The following is a 20,635-nucleotide window of genomic DNA, read 5'->3' on the forward strand; positions in this document are numbered from 1 at the left end:
TATTACCGCAGGTTCCTTGTCTTATTACTGTTCTCCTTCTCGTTACCTACGTTTCTCCTTCCTCTTATATCCTTCCTACGTCACGTTTACTTCTCTTATCTTCCCTTTCCCTACCTACTATTTCCCTATCCACAATCTTATGCATCGCTCATTTACTCTTTCTGTAGCTAGCGCATTCGTGTATTAGCCTGTAGGCGGAACTGCCCTTTTGAAGCGTGTAGGTGCGTTTCTCACAGCGTCATGCCGTGGGTTATACTCAAGGCTTCGATGATGCATCGACATGTCTCGATACGCACAGCAGGAGGCATGCTCTTGCCGCGAATCTCCTTATGTGAAAAATCATTTCACCTGCTAAACAGTGATTTAGGCTTTCGCGGTTTTATGGGCGAGGATATATTTGGTCACGAGGAAACAAACCCATCCTCACCTATCAGTACTCATGGAAAAGACCAAATCCCAACCCTCACTCATCGCTCCATCACCTGGCACTCTGAGCCGCACACGCTACTATGACTACGCCGGTGTCAGCCTTGATGCTTATCGCTCAGCAACAGTGGAAGCAGCTAAACGCTACTTCGGAACTAAACGCTATGAGGAAATCAGAATAGTGTTCCAGGAAGCCTACCCGGAACTGGCAAAACACAACCGAGCCGTCACATTTGACGGTCACGCTGAGTGGTTGCACTTACATGGAATTCATGGCTTCGCTCATGCTATCGCAATCGGCCTTGAATGGGGCCTAGAACCTTTCATTTTGGACTGGGACGCTCATTTCGATGAATGGCTGGACTCATGCCTGGAAGCCAAGAAAGTCGCCTAAGCCCCTCAATATTAATACACAAGATGAAAGGAAACCATATGCACATTAACCCTAGCAAATTCGACGGCATGCTCACGATGAGCAGAGAAGAAGCCTACAACTATGGCGGCGTAAGCCTCGATTCCGTTCGCCTCGCCGTAAAAGAGAACATTCGCCGGTTCTTCGGAGAAGAGAAGTATAAAACTCTGATACTTGACTACGACACAATACGTGCTGTATGGGTAGCGAAACGTCAAAAGTTTACCTTCAAGTGCTTCATGAACATGCTGGCCGCAGATGGCATACACGGATTCGCTCAAGCGTTTGCGCTTGCACTTGAATGGGAATTCGAGCCTTGTATCGAAGATTGGGAGCAATCCTTGAACAAGTGGTTGGATAGTCCGTCAGGCAAGGTGTGCTAAAATGCTTTGCTCAGCTATTTGCCCTATAATGCTTCTAGAATGCGTGTGACCACTTTGTAGGTAGATACTCTTGCCTTGAGTGCCTTCTGTAGTCGTGTAGTGAAATCCGATGGCGTATATAAGCCTGACGGCATCTGGCAACCTTCTACCAAGGGGAATGGTGGATTCACATGAATAAGGTTGTACGGGGGAATATTTTTAGGATAAACTAGGCCGATGCCTACGATATGGTCTTTATCATTCCCTGATGAGCCCACAACCACATTGACATGAAGTGCGTCAGCTACTACTTGCTGCATATCGGTAGCTTGGGCTATCAGGGCCAGATATTCCGGTTCTTCCATAAGGGATGAATGATGAGTTTCTAATGTAGGCTAGTCCAACGTTACTACTAATACCGGACCACGTAAACACAGCTCTGCGTCTTCAGTGCTTTCATAGACACCCATTGATTGCAGCACTGACATGGCCGTTACGTTCACTTCAACCTCGCAATCGAACACGCTATAAGCAACATAACCGCTGCCACTGACAAGAACGTCTACTAGGCCAGGAACACACCCAAGTTCTGAGGCTACTTGATGAGACACCTTCGCGTAGCCATTCGCATCAGGCAGAACAAACCCGGATGCAGATAACTTGACAGGACAATGATTGGGGACGTAGAGAGTAGCGTTCATACTGGTATTGGAAGAGAATCGGTGTCATAAATGTTCTGCGAATCAGCTTTGCTTTGATATGCTTTAACTAAAATCAGAGCAGCATCTGCTTCCCCTTGAAGGGCATTCTGATACTTTTTGAATGACCTAGGGTCTGTGTGGTTTGACCACTTCATCACATAATGCTGTGGAGTGCCCACTTCAATGTTAAGCGTTATGAAGGTTCTACGACTCGTGTGACTGGAAATCCAGCAATGTTTAGGCTTTTTGACAGTTACCTTACGAGTGGCTTCGTAGTGGAACTGGCTAATCACTTCATTCAATGAAGGTGTTGCAATGGCAGCTAGTGCCATTACTTCCTTGATGAACTTGTTAAACTTTTGGTTGCTGATTACGGGCGGGCAGCCGTCGTACTTAGCGAGCATCTCGGCGGCCACCGGGAACAATGGTATGTCGCTGTAGTCTCCGGTCTTGTTGATATCGATTCGAACACGATGCCCGTTTTTAGTGGATTTTATGTGTTCCGGGGCGAGCCTTACCACATCAGAGAAACGGAGGCCAGTCCAAGTTTGAAGAAGGAATAGGTCGCGTACTTTTTCTAGGCGAGGCGCTTGCTGCAAAGGCAACCGACGAATCGCCTCTAGTTCCTCAAGAGTCAACGTAACAGGGTGAAAATTCCTTGCGGCTCTAACCTTATGCTTAGGGCGTAATGCCTTGTAATCGATGGTGATAAGTTCACGATGAGCCTCTAGAAATTTCTTGAGGGCAATGACTCTCCTCTCAACCGTAGTGTTGTGAAATTTCCTAGTTGAAATCAACCACGCTTGGAATGCATCGACTTCTTGGGCGGTTAGTGTATCCAAACGCCAGTCTTCTCCCGTATCCTTTTGATACAGGAGAAGGTTTTGGTGTAGAGCGGCGTAGGCTTTCATGCTATTGGGTTGGATTTCAGTCCTGCGATGCTCCATATACCTATCCAAGGCGCTCGTAACGACTTTCGTGACCGCGTACGCATTCTTCGGGGCCTTGCTCTTGGAATAGGCGGTATTGAGCTGCTCTAGGGAAGGTTTTTCACCCGTGTCCTGTAGGTGCTGCCGGATGATTGCATCGAACCTAGCCTTAACCGTCTTCAGGTGAGTATTGGCAGCAGTGACATCCTCGGCGCCCCCAGAGCGAACCTCCTGCTTGGTTTCATTCCAATACGATTCTGGAACGTGGATGCCAGTAGCGAACTTTCTGACAGCCCCCTTATGGGAATAGAGCACAACCACCTGCCACAACCCGGTTGCGGTTGACTTGTTCCGAAGTGTTAGCCTCGTTTCGGCGGCGTTGCGCTGGGTGTTTTTTTGCTTCATTCTCCACATGGATTTAGAACGTTCTTAGAACGTTGGCCATATGTTTAGAACGTAATGCATATACTAGGCGTTGAGTAAAATGTGCCTTTAATACACATAAGGCCACATTTTTATGGGGTACGCATAACCCAAAGGTCACTGGTTCGAGTCCAGTCCCCGCTACCGAAAGCGCCCTGGTTGCCAATATGGCAGCCAGGGCGCTGTTTTTTATCTACCTACTAATACGTTTAAGCCAATTTGGTTTAGCGCTAGCGCTGAGCGGCAGCCACCTACAAAGCAGCCGCAGCAGAAGCGGAGCACTTGTAGCGAAGGCCATAAGTGGGTCCGGCTCCAGCCCAACGCGCTGCTTCTGACAAGACAAGTCGGGCGCCGGGTTTGGCTGCTGGATAGCTGCGGCCGCCAGTATGGGGTAGCCGATGGAGGCCAGCTGTTGCATCCGAAGCACCGGACAGGCCGTGTACCTACTGCGCCCCAGGAGCCGCGCTCTTTTGCAATTACCCCGTTTGCGTGTAGCAGCATCGACGCAGCCAAGCCCAGTGCTTTTAGTAGCCTTTAGGTATACTTAAAAGCATTGGGCTGCAGTCATTCGTTTCTTTGTCTTCTAACGCGAAAAGGGACCGGCTTTGTGGCCGGTCCCTTTTTCTCAAAATTCCCGCTAATCAGCGGAGCAAGTATGTGCTACCCTTACTCGGCGGCAGCTACTTCGGTAGCCTCCGTAGCGGGTACCACCGATACAAACGAACGGTCTTTGCGGCCCTTGCGGAACTGCACCGTGCCGTCAATCATAGCGAACAGGGTGTGGTCTTTGCCGATACCCACGTTCTGGCCGGGGTGGTGCTTAGTGCCGCGCTGACGCACGATGATGTTGCCGGCAATGGTGCTTTGCCCGCCGAAGATTTTCACGCCCAACCGCTTCGATTCCGATTCGCGGCCGTTATTGGAGCTACCTACGCCTTTCTTGTGTGCCATGGTATTTTAAGAGTTGAGAGGTATCAGTTGCCGGTTGCCAGACTATTGTTACCAAATCTTACGCAGACTGGTAACTGGCAACCAAGACAAGCAACTCAATTACCCGATGCTGTTGATCAGTACTTTGGTGAACTGCTGACGGTGGCCGTTCAGCTTCTTGTAGCCCTTGCGGCGCTTCTTCTTGAATACAAGAACCTTGTCGCCCTTTACGTGCGCCAGGATAGTACCGGTTACGGTCACGTCCAGCTCGGGGGCTCCGATGGTGATGGTTCCTTCGTTATCGGTCAGCAGGGCCTTGCCCAGCTCCACGGTGTCGCCGACGTTGCCAGCCAAACGGTGGGCGTATACAAATTTATTGGCTTCGACCTTGGTCTGCTTCCCGGCTATGTTGACAATTGCGTACATCGGCGTCTTCGCGGTTTCTGAAAAATGGAAGGCAAAAGTAGAAGGATGATTTTACAAATCCAAACCCTAACTCATTAAACCTCATTGCTCCTGCCCCAGTGGCTTGCCTTTAACCAGTCGGTACCTCATAAGCAGGAACGCGCCAGCGGGTGCGCGAATACAATTTCTGTGGATAACTACAATTGTCCACAGAAATAATGTGGATAACTTCTGTTATCCACCACTTCTACCTCTTCCATGATATATTCTGGGCTAGCTATCAACGCGCAGCGAACGAACAGCATACGTAAAAATTAACACAGAAAAAATGCCCGGGGGCGGCCAAGCTTCCCGGCGGGGCCGTTTATCTTTGACTTCGGCCCGGGGGGTGCCAGCCAAACAATTGGCGTTATGCCCGGGTTAGCTCCGCGCTATCCGGCCCCGTCCGGATTACCTTTGCATCTACCATCTTATCCCTCGTTGCCATGGAACCTCTGCTCACTGAGAACCCTAACCGCTTCGTCCTCTTCCCCATCCAGCATAACGATGTGTGGCAGATGTACAAAAAGGCCGAGGCCTCTTTCTGGACTGCCGAGGAAATTGACCTGAGCCAGGACCAGAAAGACTGGGAATCGCTCAATGATGGCGAGCGGCACTTCATCAGCCACGTACTGGCCTTCTTCGCTGCCTCCGACGGCATCGTCAACGAAAACCTGGCTGTCAACTTCATGCAGGAGGTGCAGATGGCTGAAGCTCGGTGCTTCTATGGTTTCCAGGTGATGATGGAAAACATCCACTCGGAAACTTACTCCCTGCTGATTGATACCTACATCAAAGACCCCAAGCAGAAGGACTACCTCTTCAACGCGCTGGAAACCGTACCGGCCGTAGCCAAAAAGGGCGAGTGGGCGCTGAAGTGGATCAACTCCGAGAACTTCACCGAGCGCCTCATCGCCTTTGCGGCCGTAGAGGGTATCTTCTTTTCAGGCTCGTTCTGCTCCATCTTCTGGCTGAAAAAACGGGGCCTGATGCCGGGCCTGACCTTCTCTAACGAGCTGATTTCGCGGGACGAAGGGCTACACTGCGACTTCGCCTGCCTGCTCTACCGCGACCATCTGCAGAACAAACTGCCCGAGAGCCGCGTGCACGAAATCATCCGCGACGCGGTGCAGATTGAGCAGGAGTTCGTGACGGACGCGCTACCTGTCAACCTCATCGGGATGAACGCGCAGAGCATGAGCCAGTACATCGAGTTTGTGGCCGACCGCTTGCTGGGCGAGCTGGGCTACAGCAAGATCTACAACGCCTCCAACCCTTTCGACTTCATGGAGATGATTTCCCTGCAGGGCAAAACCAATTTCTTTGAGAAGCGGGTAGGCGAATACCAGAAAGCCGGCGTGCTCACTGACCGCGACCAGAACGTTTTCTCTCTGGACGAGGATTTTTAAGGTCGGCGCTCAAAGCTTGCAACCTGTCGCAACGGGGGCTAATCGTATGATTGGCTCCCGTTGCTCATTTATAGCAAATGAGTAATATTACTCAACGCACTTCTGTCGTTAACCCTCTGACTTACACTCCATTACCATATCCTTCCCTTCTTATGAAAAAAAGTATTGTTTTCCTTGCAGCCTTGCTCCTGAGCGGTTCTTCGGTATTCGCACAAGCCGATTTCAGTAAACTAAGCGGCCAAGCTTTCGATGCCTACATGGCCAAAAACTACCGCGGTTCGGGTGAGCTGTATGATCAGGCCTTTAAAGTGGCTAAAGCACCTAGCGCCGGCGACTTTTACAACGCAGCTTGTGCCTGGTCGTTAGCTGGAAATGCTACCAAAGCGTTTCAGTACCTCGACAAAGCAACGGTGGCCGGCTGGGAAAATATAGCCCACCTCAAACAGGATACAGACCTAACTTCCTTACACACCGATAAACGCTGGCAACCCATGCTCACGAAGCTGGAAGCCACGCGGGCCAAGGTAGAAGCTGCCTACAACAAGCCCCTGAAGCAGCAGTTGGATTCCATTTACGCCTCGGACCAGGGCGGGCGCATGAAGCTGGATGCCACCATGAAGCAGTACGGCCAGAAGTCGCCGGAAGTCACGGCCCTGTGGAAACAGATTGAGGAGACGGATGCCCGGAACCTCCACAAAATCACGACGCTGCTTGATCAGCATGGGTGGCCTAAGAAATCGGAAGTAGGTACTACGGGTACTACCACAGTCTTCCTCGTAATTCAACACTCTAACCTGCCTACCATGGAGAAATACTTTCCTATGGCGAAGCAGGCAATGGAGCGCGGCGACTTAGCTAAGCCTTCATTTGCGCTGCTCCAAGACCGGCTTCTGATGTGGCAGGGAAAGCCCCAGATCTACGGTAGCCAGCTCCAGGGCGACCCTATCACGAATAAGATGGCGTTTTACAAAATAGAAGACGAAGCCCACGTGGATGAGCGCCGAGCCGCCATTGGTATGGAGCCGCTGGCCAGCTACGCCAAGCGCTTCGGCCTCGACTACAAGGTGCCAGTGAAATGAACGTTCTGACAGGCGCTGAATCAGAGAAAGTAAACAGCGCTATTACTCAGCATGTGGGCTTGCGGTTCAGCACAGACAAGTTTTACACTAGTAGCGAAGAGTACGGATTTGCCACGGCCTGCTTAGTGCAGGAGGTATACAACTTCACCGTGAGCCTACCCATAAACTGGTCGGCAGAGACTCTTCAGACGGCCATAGCCAATGTAGCAACTGCTGTAAAGAAAGCCTACCCTCAATTGAATGACGAAAGTGTTCGTCGTCTGCAAAGCTGCCTTGCTTATGCTTGGCGATAGGCTGAGCCTATTTCCTACAGAAAGGCCAACGCCCTTGAGGGCGTTGGCCTTTCTGTCTTGCTACCCCCTACCCCACCGACAATACCACTTCTCCCGGAAATCAGCAACCCAATTTCTATTTCTTTTATCTGGCTATATAGTCATCGGCAAATAACAAAAACCCGCTAAGTACTAGCGCTTTAGCAGTATGTGGAAAACTTCTAAAGAATAGGCTTGTCCTGACCTTGCCAGACGGATATCTTCGGAACCGTTGACCTTGCCTTCGGGGGTAGGGCACGCCCGAGTATCTACCTGAACTGTTGGCCGGCCTGCTCCGGTCTTTCCCATACTTCTACTTCATCAACCTGCTACGCCTATGCTGGTAATCAAACGCGACGGCCGCCGCGAGTCCGTGAAATTCGATAAAGTCACGGCCCGCATCGAGAAGCTCTGCTACGGTCTCAACATGATGTACGTGTCGCCGATTGAGGTGGCCAAGAAGGTTATCGACGGTATTTACGACGGCGTAACCACCGTGGAGCTCGACAACCTGGCGGCCGAAACCGCCGCGTCGCTCACCACCAAGCACCCCGACTACGCCATTCTGGCGGCGCGCATTGCCGTGAGCAACCTGCACAAGGTGACGAGCAAATCGTTCAGCAGCACCATGAAGCGGCTGCACACCTACGAGGACCCCAAAACGGGCGAAAACGCCTCCCTGATTGCCCAGGACGTGTGGGAAATTGTGCACGCCAACGCGGCTACCCTCGACTCGGCCATCATCTACGACCGGGACTACAACTACGACTACTTCGGCTTTAAGACCCTGGAGCGCAGCTACCTGCTGCGCCTGGACGGCCGCGTGGTGGAGCGCCCCCAGCACATGCTCATGCGCGTGGCCGTGGGCATTCACAAGGAAGACATTGCCTCGGCCATCGAGACGTACAACCTGATGTCGGAGCGGTGGTTTACCCATGCTACCCCTACCCTCTTCAACGCCGGTACGCCCAAGCCCCAGCTCAGCTCCTGCTTCCTGCTCACGATGAAGGACGACTCCATTGAGGGCATTTACGACACGCTGAAGAACTGCGCCCTGATTTCGCAGAGTGCCGGCGGCATTGGCCTGGCCGTGCACAACGTGCGCGCCACGGGCTCTTACATCAAAGGCACTAACGGCACTTCCAACGGCCTGGTGCCCATGCTGAAGGTGTTCAACGACACGGCCCGCTACGTGGACCAGGGCGGCGGCAAGCGCAAAGGCGCTTTTGCTATGTACCTGGAGCCCTGGCACGCCGATATCTTCGACTTCCTGGACCTGAAAAAGAACCACGGCAAGGAAGAGATGCGCGCCCGTGACCTGTTCTACGCCCTCTGGACCCCTGACCTGTTCATGAAGCGCGTGGAAGCCAACGGCGACTGGACCCTGATGTGCCCCAACGAATGCCCCGGCCTCGATGAGTGCTACGGCGAGGAGTTCGAGCGCCTCTACCAGAAGTACGAGCGGGAAGGCCGCGGCCGCAAGACCATCAAGGCCCAGGACCTGTGGTTTGCCATTCTGGAAAGCCAGACTGAGACCGGCACGCCCTACATGCTGTTCAAGGACGCCGCTAACCAGAAGAGCAACCAGAAAAACCTCGGTACCATCAAGTCGTCGAACTTGTGCACCGAGATTATGGAGTACACCGACAAGGACGAGGTAGCCGTGTGCAACCTGGCCTCCTTGGCCCTACCCCGCTACGTGCGTCCCGACGAGGCCGGTAACCTTATCTTCGACCACAAGAAGCTGTACGAGGTAACCTACCACGCCACGGTAAACCTGAACAAGGTTATCGACATCAATTACTACCCCGTACCCGAGGCGGAGAAGTCGAACCGCCGCCACCGCCCCATCGGGCTGGGCGTGCAGGGCTTGGCCGATACGTTCATTGCCCTGCGCATGCCCTTCGAGAGCGACGAGGCGACGGGCCTGAACAAGGACATCTTCGAGACCATCTATTTCGCCGCCATGACGGCCTCCAAGGACCTGGCTAAGCGAGATGGTGCCTACGAAACCTTCCCCGGCTCGCCCCTGAGCCAGGGCCAGTTCCAGTTCGACCTCTGGGGCGTAACGCCGGAGTCGGGCCGCTGGGATTGGGAAACGCTGCGCCAGGAGGTAGTAGAGCACGGTGTGCGCAACTCCCTGCTGGTAGCGCCCATGCCGACGGCTTCGACGGCCCAGATTCTGGGTAACAACGAGTCGTTTGAGCCTTACACCTCGAACATCTACGTGCGCCGCGTACTGAGCGGGGAGTTCATGGTGGTGAACAAGCACCTGCTCAAGGATCTGGTGAAGCTGGGCTTGTGGAACGAGCAGATGAAAAACGCTATCATTGCCGCCAACGGCTCGGTGCAAGACATCCCGAACATCCCGCAGCACATCAAGGACCTGTACAAGACGGTGTGGGAAATTTCGCAGCGCCGCATTATTGATATGTCAGCCGACCGGGGCGCGTATATCTGCCAGAGCCAGAGCCTGAACCTGCACGTGATGAACGTGAACTTCGGCAAGCTCACCAGCATGCACTTCCATAGCTGGAAGAAGGGCCTGAAAACCGGCATGTACTACCTGCGCACCAAAGCCGCCGCCGACGCTATTAAGTTCACGGTGCAGAAGCAAGCCGCCGAGACCCTGGAGCCGCTGAACGTAGCCGCCCAGAACGCCTCCGACATGGCCTGCTCCCTGGACAACCCAGACGCCTGCGAGGCCTGCGGTTCGTAATTATCCCATGTTCCTAATAAAAAAGGCCGCCTCTTGTGAGAGGCGGCCTTTTTATAAGTATCTGACCAAATGTATTTCATGTATGTTGATGAAAGTGGTGACCCAGGTAAGTACATGGGTAGCAATTCAGCTCACTACATCTTAAGCGGACTTATTATTTCAGTCGACGATTGGTCCAGTGCTATTGACCGTTTGGTTAAATTTAGGGAGCTAGTACAAAAGGCAACTGGCCTTAGTAAGCGAATTGAACTACATAGCAGCGAGATCATTCGACCTCACAAACTCGATGCTTATAAATCTATACATAAGTCAGTACGAGTTCAGCTATTAAAGAGCTTTGTAGGAGAAATGCACCTTTTTTTTCCCAATAGCAAAATCTTAAACATATGCTTAGACAAAAATAAACTCACTCAATATGATGAATATCAAGAAGTAGCTTGGAAGCGCCTAATTCAACGATATGACACTTTCCTACGCAAGTCCAAGACCAAAGGAATCATTATTGCTGACGATACCAATGATGCTGCACTTCGAAGATTGATCCGTAAAATGAGAGTTTATAACCCCATAGAATCTAAATTTGGAGGGCTTCACAACCCAGTAATAAATAATATTATTGAAGATATATTTCATCGGTCATCGTCGCACTCATACTTTATACAAGCTGTTGACGCTATTGCTTACTGCTTGTACCGTAAGGAATATCCCAAAGGCAGTTTGAAGAAATTTGGATTTCAATATCTATTCGACTCATTGGATAGCCTCCTTCTGAAAGAAGCTGCTTCCAATGATCCACAAGGTATAGTTAGGCGCTAAAAAAATGCCCCGGTTGAAAAACCGGGGACTTTGTCGTGGCCCGGCAGAGGCCACGGGGCCTAAGCGAGTCACAGTGCAAGTATAACGACTGTGGATAACATATGGTTCTTTGTGGATAACTTTAGCTGTCTCGACTTGCTTATTTTGCACATCAAAGCATTGACTGATGTGCATTTAGACCTCTGTATCGAGAGAGGACGAGTGCTAGGTATACAGGTCTACCGCTTGAAGGAATAAGCTCATTAGGCAGAGCCCGACATCTTTATAAGCTCTACTATAGAAACGAAAACGGACGATAATTGCCGTCCGTTTTTATATAGCCTGGGTTAGGCCTAAGCTACTTGTGCTCCAGTTCCTGCAACAGCATCCTGACTCAAAAATTTTGCACCAGTTACTTCGGTGTTATTTTTTGTAATCATTAGGGCCTCCTTTCTCGTTTTTTCGTTTTCTGCAGTTATTACTAAGTCAAAATTCAACATCATGGAACTGATGTTCAGTAAACCAATCAAGAAGTAAATAAGCATCTTGTGCTTGGCCGATTTTGAAAATTTTTGTGCAGAAGTTGAGTCAGGATTGTTGCTAGAGACCTTGTGATGAGCACTTTCACACCCTAAGGTGGGTCAAACATTAATGAACAAATATACTCCTTTGACAAATCGTAACCAAGGCGGGAATGGCTTTGCTCTCAACTACCGTTAATTGCGCATAGTGTAGCTCGTGACAAGCCTTGAGGTGGAGATTGTACCTCCACTGCCGCGCTAGCGGCAAACCAATATCGCGCCGCTCAGAGAAATCTGGGCGGCGATTTCCGTTCAAGCGGGAAATACGAAGCCCCCATCCCAGGCTTGGCACAGTTTTCTATATAGTGTTTTTACACTTCTCTATTCCTTATGAAATACAACGCTACTCTCTCGCTACTGCTGGGTCTGACGCTGGCCTTTACCGCTGGCTGTGCTAAAGATGATCGGGAAGAAACGCCCGAGCCACTGCCGGAGCCCACCGTTACTTATAGCCGCTCCATTGTGTACCAGGACAACGGCCAGCACCGGGATACCACCTTTCAGGCGCCACAACTGAAGGGCAATGTCACGCAGACTACTCAGAGTTTATCGGTAAGCGTGGAGCCCATTACCCGTACCGAGGGCATTGGCTTCGCGCTAGACCGCACGAAACTAGCCGCCGCTCTTACCGGCACCTACACCCTCAAAACCCTCCGCGACCAAACGCTTCATGCGGATGTGCGCTACTATTACGACCAGCCCGAAAGCCTGGGCGGCGGTACCATTCTGTACTTCAGCAGCATGCAGCACGTTACGGGTAGCTTCATCATCAGTAGCTACGATGCCAAGCGGCAACTCCTGAGCGGCACCTATACCGCCACCTTAACTGGGTCCAGCGACCCAACAGTGGCCTACGGCACCTTCCCGAAGCGAAAGTGCGACATTACTGTTACGGGCACCTTCGCCAACGTGCCGCTGAAGCAGGTAGAATAGCACGGCGCTAGGTCACTCTCAACCCCACTAATAGGAAAGTACCTGTGCCTTCTCAGAGGCTGCGGCAGGGCACAGTTGCATACGGCAACTGTTGCGGCTGCCTGCCATGCATATACGCGGCACAAGCTGCCGGGTCATGCGGTGTCTAGTGGGGCGGCGGGGTATAGCACTTCGCCGCCGGAGCAGCTGGTAGGCCAGGGGGCGCCGGTGGCTTCGGCAACTTCGGCTGCGCAACCGTACAGCGGCAACGGGCGCCTACCCTCCGTCCGGCTCCTGCCCGTTGCCGGTGTACGGTATAAAGGGCTCCTACAGGTGTGGGAGCCTTTCGGCTTACCAGAGGGGGTAGGCGTTTAGTGGCGTCCGTGGCCATGTCCCCGGCCGTGCCCGTGCTTGGAACCGTGGCCGTAGCCGCGGGGCGCGTAGTACACGGGCTGAGCCGGCACGAGCATTACGGGGCGGGGCTGGTAGTAGTGGCGGCGGTGTTTCCAGTGTTTGGCGGGTCGGGCCTCGCGCACTACCACTACCGGCGGAGGCGGGGCGGGCCGCCCGATGTTGATGGTAACCTGGGCCTGCGCCGGGGCCGCATCGAGCAGCAGGGCAGCGCCGGCAAGAAGGGCAGCAAAGGGAAGAGCTTTCAGCATGTGGGAGGTAGTAAGAGGGTAAGAAGAAGCCGCCAGACTGCATGAGGCCCCTGCAACCAGGTAACCCGCTGTCTTTCCAGCTCGACAGTCGTTTCAAAGATTAAGCCAAACCACCCGCTGAGCAAGCGCCATACCTGCTCTTCGGCCCGGGTGCATTGTGTGCCTTCCAGGCAGTCGGACTGGGTGTGCCTGGCCGCAAATAAGCTTCTGACGTTCTTCTGCTACCTTACCCCACCTAATCGATCCTATAGAAGTTAACTTGTGCAAGCGTCTATTCTTATGGTTCTCCGAATACTACCGGGCCCCGGCGGGCTGTTGCTGATGAGCCTGGCTGTAGCAACAGGCCTGTTTTTCCTGCCCCGACCAATGCGCGCCAAAGCCAGCCCTAAGCCGAGCTACGACCTCATCTTTGGCGTACACACATACAAGCCGAACTTCAAACCAACGGTAACCATCAGCCCCTACATCAGGGGAGGTACGCTGTATATAACGGCGGAGCAGCACTTGCCCCCTGAGGCCCCTCCCAGTTCATGCGTAACCCTGTACCGCTACAACAGCAAAACCGGTATTGCCGAGCCCCTACTCTCGCCCGATGCCCAGGAGGTGCAATCAATTCAAGGAACCCAGACCTTCGCCTTTGGCCCAACCCAGCACCTGAAACTGTACACGCACGAAACGTCACCGGATGGCTTCTCACTTGCGGAGCCCGGCTGGGTCAAGGTTAATCCGGTTAGCAGCGTGTTTGGCAACATAGCTATGTTCCTGGTTGCCGGGAGCTTCGGACCACTCAAGAAGCGGGAAAACTCTCCACGCCTGGCAAGTGCCTCCGGTAGCATGCCAATAAAGTCGGCCCATCCTATTTTCAAGGATGAGGCTGACAGTGCCTTTTTCCTGGCTTGGATTGTACCGGATTCTGGTAAAGCTGGTCAGGATCAGACGCATTAGTCCTCTGAAGCCCGCATTATTGGTCGGGCGCTTTCCCTTGCCAGCGCTGCCGGTCACTTCTGGTTCTAACGGCGGCACCAGCGGCGGGCAACGGATACCGGCGGGACAGGCGTCTGGGAAGTAGGTAGGCTCATTTCTTCTCCTATCTTCGCCCGTGTTACTTCTTACTCCCTATCCTTTGATGCGTTTATCTTTAACACCTGGCCTGCTGGCTCTCACAGGACTGTTGAGCTGCACCCGCCTACCTGCCACCGGCCCCGCACCTACTACCACCCGGCACCCCACTGATATTATGCTGGTTGCCAGTCCTCACCTGGCCCAGTTCTACAAAGCCAATAAACCCAGCACCGACGTACTGACGCCCACGCGGCAGGCAGAACTGGCGGCTCTGCTAACCCAGGTACAACGCTTCCGCCCCGAGGCAATTATGGTAGAAGAGCTACCCCAGGAACAGCCCCGCATCGACAGCCTATACGCCCTCTACCGGCAGGATAAGCTCGACCTGAACACGATGCCGGGCGCACGCAACGAGGTGTATCAGCTGGGTTTCGTGCTGGGCAAACGCCTGGGACTGGAGCGCATCTACTGCGTCAACTCAGAGGGGGGCACCTCGCAAAGCATTCTGCATGAAGGCAAAAACATTACGCTCTATGTGGACGCCACTGCGGAGCACCGGGCCTACTACACCCCCGTGCTGCAGAAGTGGGAAACCGGAGCCGTGTCGATGGCCGGGCTGCTATACTTTCTCAACAGCCGGCCCATGCTGGAGCAGCTCCACACGCTGGTGTACCGTACCCCGGCCCGCGTGACGGATGGCACCCTGAAAGCCGACCCTATGGTGGACGCCGCATTTATTAAGCCGCACTATGTAGGGGCCGAGTTCATTTCGGTGTTCTACAACCGCGACCTGAAAATCTACTCCAACATTGTGACTACCCAACTGGCTACCCGCAGCTCCCGGGTCCTCACCATTATTGGAGGCCGGCATGTAGCTTCACTGCAAGGCATCTTCCGTACCGATCCGGCTTATCGGGTGGTCGAAGCCTCCGCTTATCTGAAGCGGAAGTAAGCCCACCCGCCCACGCAGTTATACCAGTTCGTAGCAGGGGTAGCGCCGCTGCCGATAAATCTTGCCGTCCTTAAACTCGAAAATCAGGCATAGCTGCCCCTGCAGGCGTTGCCCCCGGAGCAGCGGGCCGATGTCGCTGGTGGTGACAGCCTGCCAGAGTCCTTCTACTACTACAGTTCCGTCGGGAGCGGTGAAGGTGCGTTGCACCTCAAAGTGCGGGTCGCGCAGCAGCTCACGCCCAACTCGCAGATTATCAAGAATGTCTGCAAAAGAGCGCCGCTGAATGGTTTTGTACAGCAGGTTGGGGTACTCGGTTTGCTCTACTTCGGGGTGCAGGACAGCGGCGTAAGCTGCCGGCTCGGTATTGAACGCCTGAACAAGGTCGAAATAAGTGCTGATGGTATCGAGTTGCTCGTTCATGAAGAAGGCAGGAATGAAGTACGCCCCGAAGATAGCAGAAGCAAAAGCTACCACCACCACACCGGCTCCATCCCTTCTCCTCCTGAATGCCGCAACCTGCCCCCTAGCTAGGCACTACCCTGGCACCGTCAGCAAAGTTCGTTTAAGAGCTTAAGGCCGGCGCTTCTGGGAACGGGCGGGGGTAGTGCGGCGGCTTGCAGGGCGTACCTGCACGGAGTCGACGGGCCCTACGGTTACTTGTCCGCTAGGCAAGGTAGGCTGGGGTAGCGGATGATTGGGGAGCACCTGGGTGGGCGCCGGAACGGGTTCGGCGTTGCCCTGGTTTACGCCCGCGGGCAACGCTACCCCTGGCATCGGGCTTACCCGTTCGGTAGGATTACGGCGCACGGGCTGCACTGGGGCCCGATTCTGGGCCTGCGCCCCACTGGCCGTTACTCCGAGGGCTGCAACCCCCATAAACAACAGAAATCGAGACATAAGCCAATCGGCGCGGGGCCATTAAGTGAGTGGTGCGCAAGTGCGCGGCCCTGACTACCTCCTGCCCGGCTGGGGCAGGCGTACGGCGGGCTACCATCCACTACGACTGCACAACGCCACAAGTTTAGCGAGCAGGCAGGCCCACAGCCCCGAGTGCCCTAGCAGTTCCTAAGCCGCCGCAATGGGCTGTTGCAAGAGCCAGGCCTGAGCGGCTGCTTCGGAGTCGAAAGACCGGTAGGTGAGGGCCAGGCTTTGGCTTTGGGTGGTGATGTAGGCCGTGGCCAGACGCACCATCACTTCCGGCGAGACTACTACGGCCCCGTAGCGGTAGCCGCCCACTGCTACGGCCTGAGGCAGCCATTGCTCTGCTATCCACTGCTGCTCTTGCGAGGTGAAGGGCCGCATGGCTTGCTGATTGACGAGAATACGTCCCCACCGACGGCGCTGCAGGCCTTGCATCATGTGCGTAAACAGGCCCTGCACATCACTGAAGCCATAGGTATTACCACTCCAGGTTGCCCGAATGAAACCAGCCGGGTCCTCGAAAAGCTTACCGGCTGCATTCTCGAAGTATAGTACCGGCGACGACTGAACAGCGTACTTCATCGGGGGTAAAATTACCTCATTTCCGCATCGGAAGGCGAATAAATGGCATGTATTTCTGGATTTCTGGCATTGCTCAACATTGCAGGAAAACGCCTCTGCTTCTGGCGGGCCAGCGTGTACCGCTTTGCAGTAGCTACGGCGCTGGCGGATAGGCGGCGCGGCTTGTTCAGCAAGGGCAGGAAACCGCAAAAAAAGCCGTAATCGGTTATACTTCAGCTTCTAACTCGAGCGCAACCTCTGGTTTTTCGGGTCGTAGTAAGAGCAGTTGCAGGAATACTTCACGCCAACACAGCTTCCAGACATGGCTATTCAGAAATATCAGGATTCCTTTTCCGACTCAGCTTCGTCGAACTTTAGCTCCATGCTCGACCGGTTCTTCAACGACTCATTGGCGGCCCGCGGACGCGTCAGTAGCTTTTCGCCCCACGTAGACGCCTACGAGACCGAGAAGAGCTACGAGATTGAGGCTTCGCTGCCGGGGATGAAGCGCGAAGACATCAGCGTAGACTTCCACCAGGGCCGCCTGACCATATCGGGCGAGCGGCACTTTCGCAACGAGCAGAACCAGCGCCGCTACCACGTAGTGGAAAGCTCATTTGGCTCCTTCCACCGCGCCTTCCAGCTTCCCGACACGGTAGATGCCAGCCGCATCGAAGCCCGCTTCGAGGACGGGATGCTGCACATCAGCGTGCCTAAGGACGAAAAGAAAACCATGCGCCACCAGATTGAGGTGCGCGGCGGCCAGCGCCAACCCAACGCCCCGGGCCAAGTATCGGAGCACATGGGCGGGCAAGCCACGGATGTGCCCGTGCAGGCTGCCGAAGGCGGTAGCCACGACCAGCCGGCGGCTCCTTCCTCCGACCCGGCCGAAGAAATGAAGAATCGTCCGCAAAGCTCGGGAGTGGGCTCGTAAGCTCCCGGCTTAGCAGGAGCGCCTGCAAGCCGGCTCGCGTACGTGAGCCGGCTTTTGCGTTTTCTCTGCCTACCAGCTTGGAGCAAGCAAGCTTGCGGAACCTACCCCTCCCGGCCAGGCAAACGAGCTCCTGGTTAAGCAATGGCTCAGCTTCTGACGGCGGCTGGGCAAGCCCTTAACCTAGTCGAAAAAGAAGCACAGTCGGGCTACCTCAAAAAGCAACCAGGTGCCCCCGAGCCCAATGTAATATAGCCGCCCCCCGATTTAGGCCGTAAAAAGAAAGCTACACCCGGTTTTACTTCTCACTTCACCTTCTGCACCATGCCCCGCACTATTCTTCTCTTACTGCTATGGGTAGCAGCCGTTCTGAGCTGGCCCACCCAAGCAGCCGCGGCCGATGAGCTGCCGCCGCGCCCTACCCCCTTCCGGTTTGTAAATGACCAAGCGCAGTTGCTACCCGCCGCTGATGCCAAAACTTTGGAAAACGGCTTGCGCCGCTACGCTGATAAAACCGGTACGCAAATAGTGGTGGTAACTGTTCCTTCCCTAGGCGGCCAAGATGTAGCCGACTATGCCCGGTCTTTGGGCACAGCCTGGGGCATTGGCCAACGCGAGAAAAACAACGGCGTGGTGGTACTGCTGGGGGCCCAGGAACATAAAGTAACCATTCAGGCCGGTTCGGGCCTGCAAAGCCAAATCACGCCGGAGCTGACTTCGCGCGTCATTAACCAGCAGATGACGCCCAGCTTTAAGCAGGGCCGCTATTTTGCCGGCCTTCGCTCGGGGCTTAATGCCCTGATGCTGGCCGCCGACCCTAACCCACGCCCTGATGCCTCAGCGGCTACTGCCACTACTGAAAGTGGCGCCGCGGCTACCGGCTCCAGCGGCCTAAGCGCGGGCGCTTCAGGCAGTGGCCTAACCGATGAACTACCATCCCAGGCTGGACCTACTAACCCAGTAGCAACTCCTGTTCCGGTTTCCGAACCTAGCTCATCGGGCTTTGGCCTGGGGACGCTGGTGTTGGGCGCAGTTGTTGTGCTAGGAGGCATCTGGCTTGTATCGAAGCTGTTTCGTCGGCGCACTCCTACCCCCGAGGCTGGCCCCAGTAGCAATGGTCCCGACTTTCTTCCTCGTCAGCCCAACGGCCCTGCCCGGGGGGGCTACGGTGGCCAGCAGCCCCCGATGCAGCAGGGCGGCGGACCGAACTTCTTCCCTAACTCTGGCCCTGGCCTGGGCGGGGGTGGCGGCAGCGGAGTAGGCGGCATGCTGATGACCGGAGCCGCGGCGGCAGCCGGTGCTTACCTAGGCAACCGCATGGCCCAGGGCCACGACACGCACGATACAACTGCTTTCAACCCTGATACAGCCCCACACAACCTCGACCCAGGTGCCGCCGCTGCCGGGGCGGCAGGAGGAGCGGTAGGCGGTGGTTTCCCGGCCCTCGATGACTCCGCCGCTACCCCCGACGCGGGCCCAGACTACTTCGCCGACGACTACACCTCCGCCAACGACTCCGCTGACTACTTTTCATCGGACGAAAGTGGTTCCTACGACGATATGTCATCCGACGACACAGGTGGCGGTGGGTTCGATAGTGACGATGACAACAGTGGTTCCTGGTAACGGCTACTGACCAGGCCCAGGCTTACAACTGCCCATTGTACTTGGGGCTGCCTGTTTTTCGTGATAGTGTTGCTAGTAAACACCAAGGCCGGTTCCGTGCGTACGGAACCGGCCTTGGTGTTATGAGGTGTAACCCTATTTCTTCTGGAGGGAGCGGGTAGGCACGCCTACTTTCACGCTGGGGGTAAGCTGCTTGCGTTTGCGCTGCGCCTTCCGCCGAAGCTTCCACCGACGCAGCGGGCCCAGCTTTTTCATTTTATGCCGGCTGTTGCCCCGGTACGGCTTATAGTTGGGCCGGCCGCGCTTGTAAGAGCGCCGTATGAACGGCGTGCTCACCACCATTTCCGTATTAACTGACGCACTACTGCCCGTTTCAGCCCGGGCCGGCTCTGGTTCCAGAAACATCAGGAAGGCCAAAAGCAACAAGAGTATCGTTTTGAACATAAGAAAGAATGAGTGGTGAGAAGAAGATTACTTACAAGGCGTTTCTAAGATAGAAGTAATCTCACTATAATTCTCACTATCAGCCTGTATAAAGTTTTTATATAAGAATAGTTATAAATATCACAGTGTGCCACAGCCCTGCTATTAACAATATTTTATATGACATTTTTCATAAAACCGATGTATATACTTACGTTTCAGCGAGCAGAAATATCCGCAGGTGACCTATTTAGGCCCTCCGCTTCGGTATACCCAGCACCAGAAGCTGGCTACAGCAGTAATTGTCCGTGCTACGTTTGGCGCAGCTTGCTCCGGTGCAGTGCCTAACACCTCCCCGCACTTTCAGAAAGCCAACAGACCGCACCCATACGCCACTCACTGAACAGTGCGTACGCTTGGCCTGGCTTGCCAGGCTACCTGTAGCGTGCCCTACCTACCGCTGGGCAAGCAGCCACCGTACCGCCTCGCCTTCGTCGGTGAACTGGTTTAGCGAGCAATAATTGCCGTGGGTGTAAGGAAGCGGGGGCAACGTATCGTCGTGCACATCCTCCAGCTGGTAAGGCGCCACCAGGAACGCCAGGTAGGTATGGTCGCCGAGGTGCTGGCGCAGCAAGGGGTAGAACACCGTAGTTAACCAGTGCACGTCGCGGGCATCTACTTCCAACCGACGGCGTGAGTCAATCAGCCAGCGGCGGCAGGAGTCGCAGGTGGCTGCGTAGCGCAGTACTTCCTGGTAGCCGGCCCGCAGCTCGTGCGAGGCAGTGGGGCGGGTCCACCGGGCCGCCACAATGCCCAGGTCGGGGCGGTGCGTCAGATGCAGGAAGTCGGCGAGGGTAGTGGACGTGGAGGTCATGCCAGGTGAAAGGTAAGAACTAAACGCAACAAGTATTCTGAGTACGGCCCCGGGTGGCCCCTTGTTGGCCTTGCTACCTTACTCAGTGCCTCTGTACTTGTCCGGCGGTATGCTGCTTGGTGGTTTATGCCCTCCGGAGGTCACCCTCCCCCGTCAGGCGAATACCGTGGCCAGAGCCCGCCCCCGTCCG

Annotated in this window: 23 protein-coding genes; 11 read left to right on the top strand and 12 right to left on the bottom strand. The window is 54.7% G+C overall.

The genetic code is table 11. The features are described 5' to 3' along the window. The first annotated feature begins 439 nt into the window (after nt 1-439). On the top strand, nt 440-820 hold the full coding sequence (locus tag K3G63_RS14725) for a hypothetical protein (protein ID WP_220614846.1): 381 nt from the start codon (nt 440-442) through the stop codon (nt 818-820). A 38-nt stretch (nt 821-858) separates the two neighbouring features. Further along, nucleotides 859-1,221: a hypothetical protein gene (locus tag K3G63_RS14730; RefSeq protein ID WP_220614847.1), complete on the top strand. Its 363-nt coding sequence runs from the start codon at nt 859-861 to the stop codon at nt 1,219-1,221. Between the two features lie 23 nt (nt 1,222-1,244). On the opposite strand, the gene K3G63_RS14735 is transcribed toward K3G63_RS14730, so the two are convergent. The 5 genes from K3G63_RS14735 to rplU all read right to left on the bottom strand — a co-directional run bounded on the left by K3G63_RS14735 (nt 1,245) and on the right by rplU (nt 4,609). Then, nucleotides 1,245-1,565, bottom strand: coding sequence for a hypothetical protein (locus K3G63_RS14735; protein ID WP_220614848.1), 321 nt, complete (start codon nt 1,563-1,565; stop codon nt 1,245-1,247). Nucleotides 1,566-1,595: 30 nt separating this feature from the next. Beyond that, nucleotides 1,596-1,901 (bottom strand): hypothetical protein, encoded by a 306-nt coding sequence (locus K3G63_RS14740; protein ID WP_220614849.1) that lies wholly within the window; start codon nt 1,899-1,901, stop codon nt 1,596-1,598. Further along, nucleotides 1,898-3,235: a phage integrase SAM-like domain-containing protein gene (locus K3G63_RS14745; RefSeq protein ID WP_220614850.1), complete on the bottom strand. Its 1,338-nt coding sequence runs from the start codon at nt 3,233-3,235 to the stop codon at nt 1,898-1,900. Before K3G63_RS14745 ends, K3G63_RS14740 begins: the two co-directional genes overlap by 4 nt. A 684-nt stretch (nt 3,236-3,919) precedes the next feature. Next, nucleotides 3,920-4,204, bottom strand: a complete 285-nt coding sequence (gene rpmA, locus K3G63_RS14750) for a 50S ribosomal protein L27 (protein ID WP_220614851.1) — start codon at nt 4,202-4,204, stop codon at nt 3,920-3,922. A 99-nt stretch (nt 4,205-4,303) separates the two neighbouring features. Then, a complete protein-coding gene (rplU, locus tag K3G63_RS14755; RefSeq protein ID WP_110976236.1) occupies nt 4,304-4,609 on the bottom strand; it encodes a 50S ribosomal protein L21 in 306 nt (101 codons plus the stop codon). Between the two features lie 464 nt (nt 4,610-5,073). Here rplU and K3G63_RS14760 point away from each other — a divergent pair, with 464 nt between their 5' ends. The 4 genes from K3G63_RS14760 (at nt 5,074) to K3G63_RS14775 (ending at nt 10,961) form a co-directional block, all read left to right on the top strand. Continuing rightward, nucleotides 5,074-6,036 (top strand): ribonucleoside-diphosphate reductase small subunit, encoded by a 963-nt coding sequence (locus K3G63_RS14760; RefSeq protein WP_220614852.1) that lies wholly within the window; start codon nt 5,074-5,076, stop codon nt 6,034-6,036. A gap of 152 nt (nt 6,037-6,188) precedes the next feature. After that, entirely contained in the window at nt 6,189-7,115 is a 927-nt protein-coding gene (locus K3G63_RS14765) for a DUF6624 domain-containing protein (RefSeq protein WP_259404450.1), read from the top strand. A 648-nt stretch (nt 7,116-7,763) separates the two neighbouring features. Beyond that, nucleotides 7,764-10,145: a ribonucleoside-diphosphate reductase subunit alpha gene (locus K3G63_RS14770; protein WP_220614853.1), complete on the top strand. Its 2,382-nt coding sequence runs from the start codon at nt 7,764-7,766 to the stop codon at nt 10,143-10,145. A 78-nt stretch (nt 10,146-10,223) separates the two neighbouring features. Further along, entirely contained in the window at nt 10,224-10,961 is a 738-nt protein-coding gene (locus tag K3G63_RS14775) for a DUF3800 domain-containing protein (RefSeq protein ID WP_220614854.1), read from the top strand. Nucleotides 10,962-11,293: 332 nt separating this feature from the next. On the opposite strand, the gene K3G63_RS14780 is transcribed toward K3G63_RS14775, so the two are convergent. Next, nucleotides 11,294-11,443: a hypothetical protein gene (locus tag K3G63_RS14780; RefSeq protein ID WP_220614855.1), complete on the bottom strand. Its 150-nt coding sequence runs from the start codon at nt 11,441-11,443 to the stop codon at nt 11,294-11,296. A 408-nt stretch (nt 11,444-11,851) separates the two neighbouring features. Here K3G63_RS14780 and K3G63_RS14785 point away from each other — a divergent pair, with 408 nt between their 5' ends. After that, entirely contained in the window at nt 11,852-12,454 is a 603-nt protein-coding gene (locus K3G63_RS14785) for a hypothetical protein (RefSeq protein WP_220614856.1), read from the top strand. A 350-nt stretch (nt 12,455-12,804) separates the two neighbouring features. On the opposite strand, the gene K3G63_RS14790 is transcribed toward K3G63_RS14785, so the two are convergent. Beyond that, the gene (locus K3G63_RS14790; protein WP_220614857.1) at nt 12,805-13,095 is read right to left on the bottom strand and encodes a hypothetical protein; all 291 of its coding nucleotides are present in this window, start codon (nt 13,093-13,095) and stop codon (nt 12,805-12,807) included. A 279-nt stretch (nt 13,096-13,374) separates the two neighbouring features. On the opposite strand from K3G63_RS14790, the gene K3G63_RS14795 reads away from it, so the two are divergent. Continuing rightward, the gene (locus K3G63_RS14795; RefSeq protein ID WP_220614858.1) at nt 13,375-14,040 is read left to right on the top strand and encodes a hypothetical protein; all 666 of its coding nucleotides are present in this window, start codon (nt 13,375-13,377) and stop codon (nt 14,038-14,040) included. Nucleotides 14,041-14,221: 181 nt separating this feature from the next. Beyond that, nucleotides 14,222-15,109 (top strand): DUF5694 domain-containing protein, encoded by an 888-nt coding sequence (locus tag K3G63_RS14800; RefSeq protein ID WP_259404509.1) that lies wholly within the window; start codon nt 14,222-14,224, stop codon nt 15,107-15,109. An 18-nt stretch (nt 15,110-15,127) separates the two neighbouring features. On the opposite strand, the gene K3G63_RS14805 is transcribed toward K3G63_RS14800, so the two are convergent. From K3G63_RS14805 to K3G63_RS14815, 3 genes are all read right to left on the bottom strand, one after another. Beyond that, nucleotides 15,128-15,529 (bottom strand): nuclear transport factor 2 family protein, encoded by a 402-nt coding sequence (locus K3G63_RS14805; RefSeq protein WP_220614860.1) that lies wholly within the window; start codon nt 15,527-15,529, stop codon nt 15,128-15,130. Nucleotides 15,530-15,679: 150 nt separating this feature from the next. Next, nucleotides 15,680-16,006 (bottom strand): hypothetical protein, encoded by a 327-nt coding sequence (locus K3G63_RS14810; protein ID WP_220614861.1) that lies wholly within the window; start codon nt 16,004-16,006, stop codon nt 15,680-15,682. A 168-nt stretch (nt 16,007-16,174) separates the two neighbouring features. Next, complete coding sequence (locus tag K3G63_RS14815; protein WP_220614862.1) at nt 16,175-16,612, bottom strand: hypothetical protein; 438 nt, start codon at nt 16,610-16,612, stop codon at nt 16,175-16,177. Nucleotides 16,613-16,913: 301 nt separating this feature from the next. Between K3G63_RS14815 and K3G63_RS14820 the strand changes: the two genes are divergently transcribed. Together K3G63_RS14820 and K3G63_RS14825 are read left to right on the top strand one after the other, a co-directional pair. Then, nucleotides 16,914-17,525 carry an Hsp20/alpha crystallin family protein gene (locus K3G63_RS14820; protein ID WP_220614863.1) on the top strand — a complete coding sequence of 204 codons (612 nt, stop codon included), beginning with the start codon at nt 16,914-16,916 and terminating at the stop codon, nt 17,523-17,525. Nucleotides 17,526-17,846: 321 nt separating this feature from the next. Next, complete coding sequence (locus K3G63_RS14825) at nt 17,847-19,148, top strand: YgcG family protein (protein ID WP_220614864.1); 1,302 nt, start codon at nt 17,847-17,849, stop codon at nt 19,146-19,148. 135 nt (nt 19,149-19,283) lie between these two features. Here the strand turns inward: K3G63_RS14825 and K3G63_RS14830 are convergent, their stop codons facing one another. Both K3G63_RS14830 and K3G63_RS14835 read right to left on the bottom strand, forming a co-directional pair. Beyond that, nucleotides 19,284-19,592, bottom strand: coding sequence for a hypothetical protein (locus K3G63_RS14830; protein ID WP_220614865.1), 309 nt, complete (start codon nt 19,590-19,592; stop codon nt 19,284-19,286). Between the two features lie 433 nt (nt 19,593-20,025). Further along, entirely contained in the window at nt 20,026-20,445 is a 420-nt protein-coding gene (locus K3G63_RS14835; RefSeq protein WP_220614866.1) for a hypothetical protein, read from the bottom strand. Between the last annotated feature and the right edge of the window lie 190 nt (nt 20,446-20,635).

This window comes from Hymenobacter sp. HSC-4F20 (assembly GCF_019599275.1).
Lineage (GTDB): Bacteria > Bacteroidota > Bacteroidia > Cytophagales > Hymenobacteraceae > Hymenobacter.

Excerpts from the sequence above, each read along its gene's own strand:
- K3G63_RS14835 (WP_220614866.1), bottom strand. The coding sequence starts at position 20,445 with ATGACCTCCACGTCCACTACCCTCGCCGACTTCCTGCATCTGACGCAC.
- K3G63_RS14770 (WP_220614853.1), top strand. The coding sequence starts at position 7,764 with ATGCTGGTAATCAAACGCGACGGCCGCCGCGAGTCCGTGAAATTCGAT.
- K3G63_RS14725 (WP_220614846.1), top strand. The coding sequence starts at position 440 with ATGGAAAAGACCAAATCCCAACCCTCACTCATCGCTCCATCACCTGGC.
- K3G63_RS14805 (WP_220614860.1), bottom strand. The coding sequence starts at position 15,529 with ATGAACGAGCAACTCGATACCATCAGCACTTATTTCGACCTTGTTCAG.
- K3G63_RS14765 (WP_259404450.1), top strand. The coding sequence starts at position 6,189 with ATGAAAAAAAGTATTGTTTTCCTTGCAGCCTTGCTCCTGAGCGGTTCT.
- K3G63_RS14800 (WP_259404509.1), top strand. The coding sequence starts at position 14,222 with ATGCGTTTATCTTTAACACCTGGCCTGCTGGCTCTCACAGGACTGTTG.
- K3G63_RS14815 (WP_220614862.1), bottom strand. The coding sequence starts at position 16,612 with ATGAAGTACGCTGTTCAGTCGTCGCCGGTACTATACTTCGAGAATGCA.
- K3G63_RS14740 (WP_220614849.1), bottom strand. The coding sequence starts at position 1,901 with ATGAACGCTACTCTCTACGTCCCCAATCATTGTCCTGTCAAGTTATCT.
- K3G63_RS14745 (WP_220614850.1), bottom strand. The coding sequence starts at position 3,235 with ATGAAGCAAAAAAACACCCAGCGCAACGCCGCCGAAACGAGGCTAACA.
- K3G63_RS14760 (WP_220614852.1), top strand. The coding sequence starts at position 5,074 with ATGGAACCTCTGCTCACTGAGAACCCTAACCGCTTCGTCCTCTTCCCC.
- K3G63_RS14735 (WP_220614848.1), bottom strand. The coding sequence starts at position 1,565 with ATGGAAGAACCGGAATATCTGGCCCTGATAGCCCAAGCTACCGATATG.
- K3G63_RS14825 (WP_220614864.1), top strand. The coding sequence starts at position 17,847 with ATGCCCCGCACTATTCTTCTCTTACTGCTATGGGTAGCAGCCGTTCTG.
- K3G63_RS14790 (WP_220614857.1), bottom strand. The coding sequence starts at position 13,095 with ATGCTGAAAGCTCTTCCCTTTGCTGCCCTTCTTGCCGGCGCTGCCCTG.
- K3G63_RS14730 (WP_220614847.1), top strand. The coding sequence starts at position 859 with ATGCACATTAACCCTAGCAAATTCGACGGCATGCTCACGATGAGCAGA.
- K3G63_RS14775 (WP_220614854.1), top strand. The coding sequence starts at position 10,224 with ATGTATGTTGATGAAAGTGGTGACCCAGGTAAGTACATGGGTAGCAAT.
- K3G63_RS14810 (WP_220614861.1), bottom strand. The coding sequence starts at position 16,006 with ATGTCTCGATTTCTGTTGTTTATGGGGGTTGCAGCCCTCGGAGTAACG.
- K3G63_RS14795 (WP_220614858.1), top strand. The coding sequence starts at position 13,375 with ATGGTTCTCCGAATACTACCGGGCCCCGGCGGGCTGTTGCTGATGAGC.
- rplU (WP_110976236.1), bottom strand. The coding sequence starts at position 4,609 with ATGTACGCAATTGTCAACATAGCCGGGAAGCAGACCAAGGTCGAAGCC.
- K3G63_RS14785 (WP_220614856.1), top strand. The coding sequence starts at position 11,852 with ATGAAATACAACGCTACTCTCTCGCTACTGCTGGGTCTGACGCTGGCC.
- K3G63_RS14830 (WP_220614865.1), bottom strand. The coding sequence starts at position 19,592 with ATGTTCAAAACGATACTCTTGTTGCTTTTGGCCTTCCTGATGTTTCTG.
- K3G63_RS14820 (WP_220614863.1), top strand. The coding sequence starts at position 16,914 with ATGGCTATTCAGAAATATCAGGATTCCTTTTCCGACTCAGCTTCGTCG.
- K3G63_RS14780 (WP_220614855.1), bottom strand. The coding sequence starts at position 11,443 with ATGATGTTGAATTTTGACTTAGTAATAACTGCAGAAAACGAAAAAACG.
- rpmA (WP_220614851.1), bottom strand. The coding sequence starts at position 4,204 with ATGGCACACAAGAAAGGCGTAGGTAGCTCCAATAACGGCCGCGAATCG.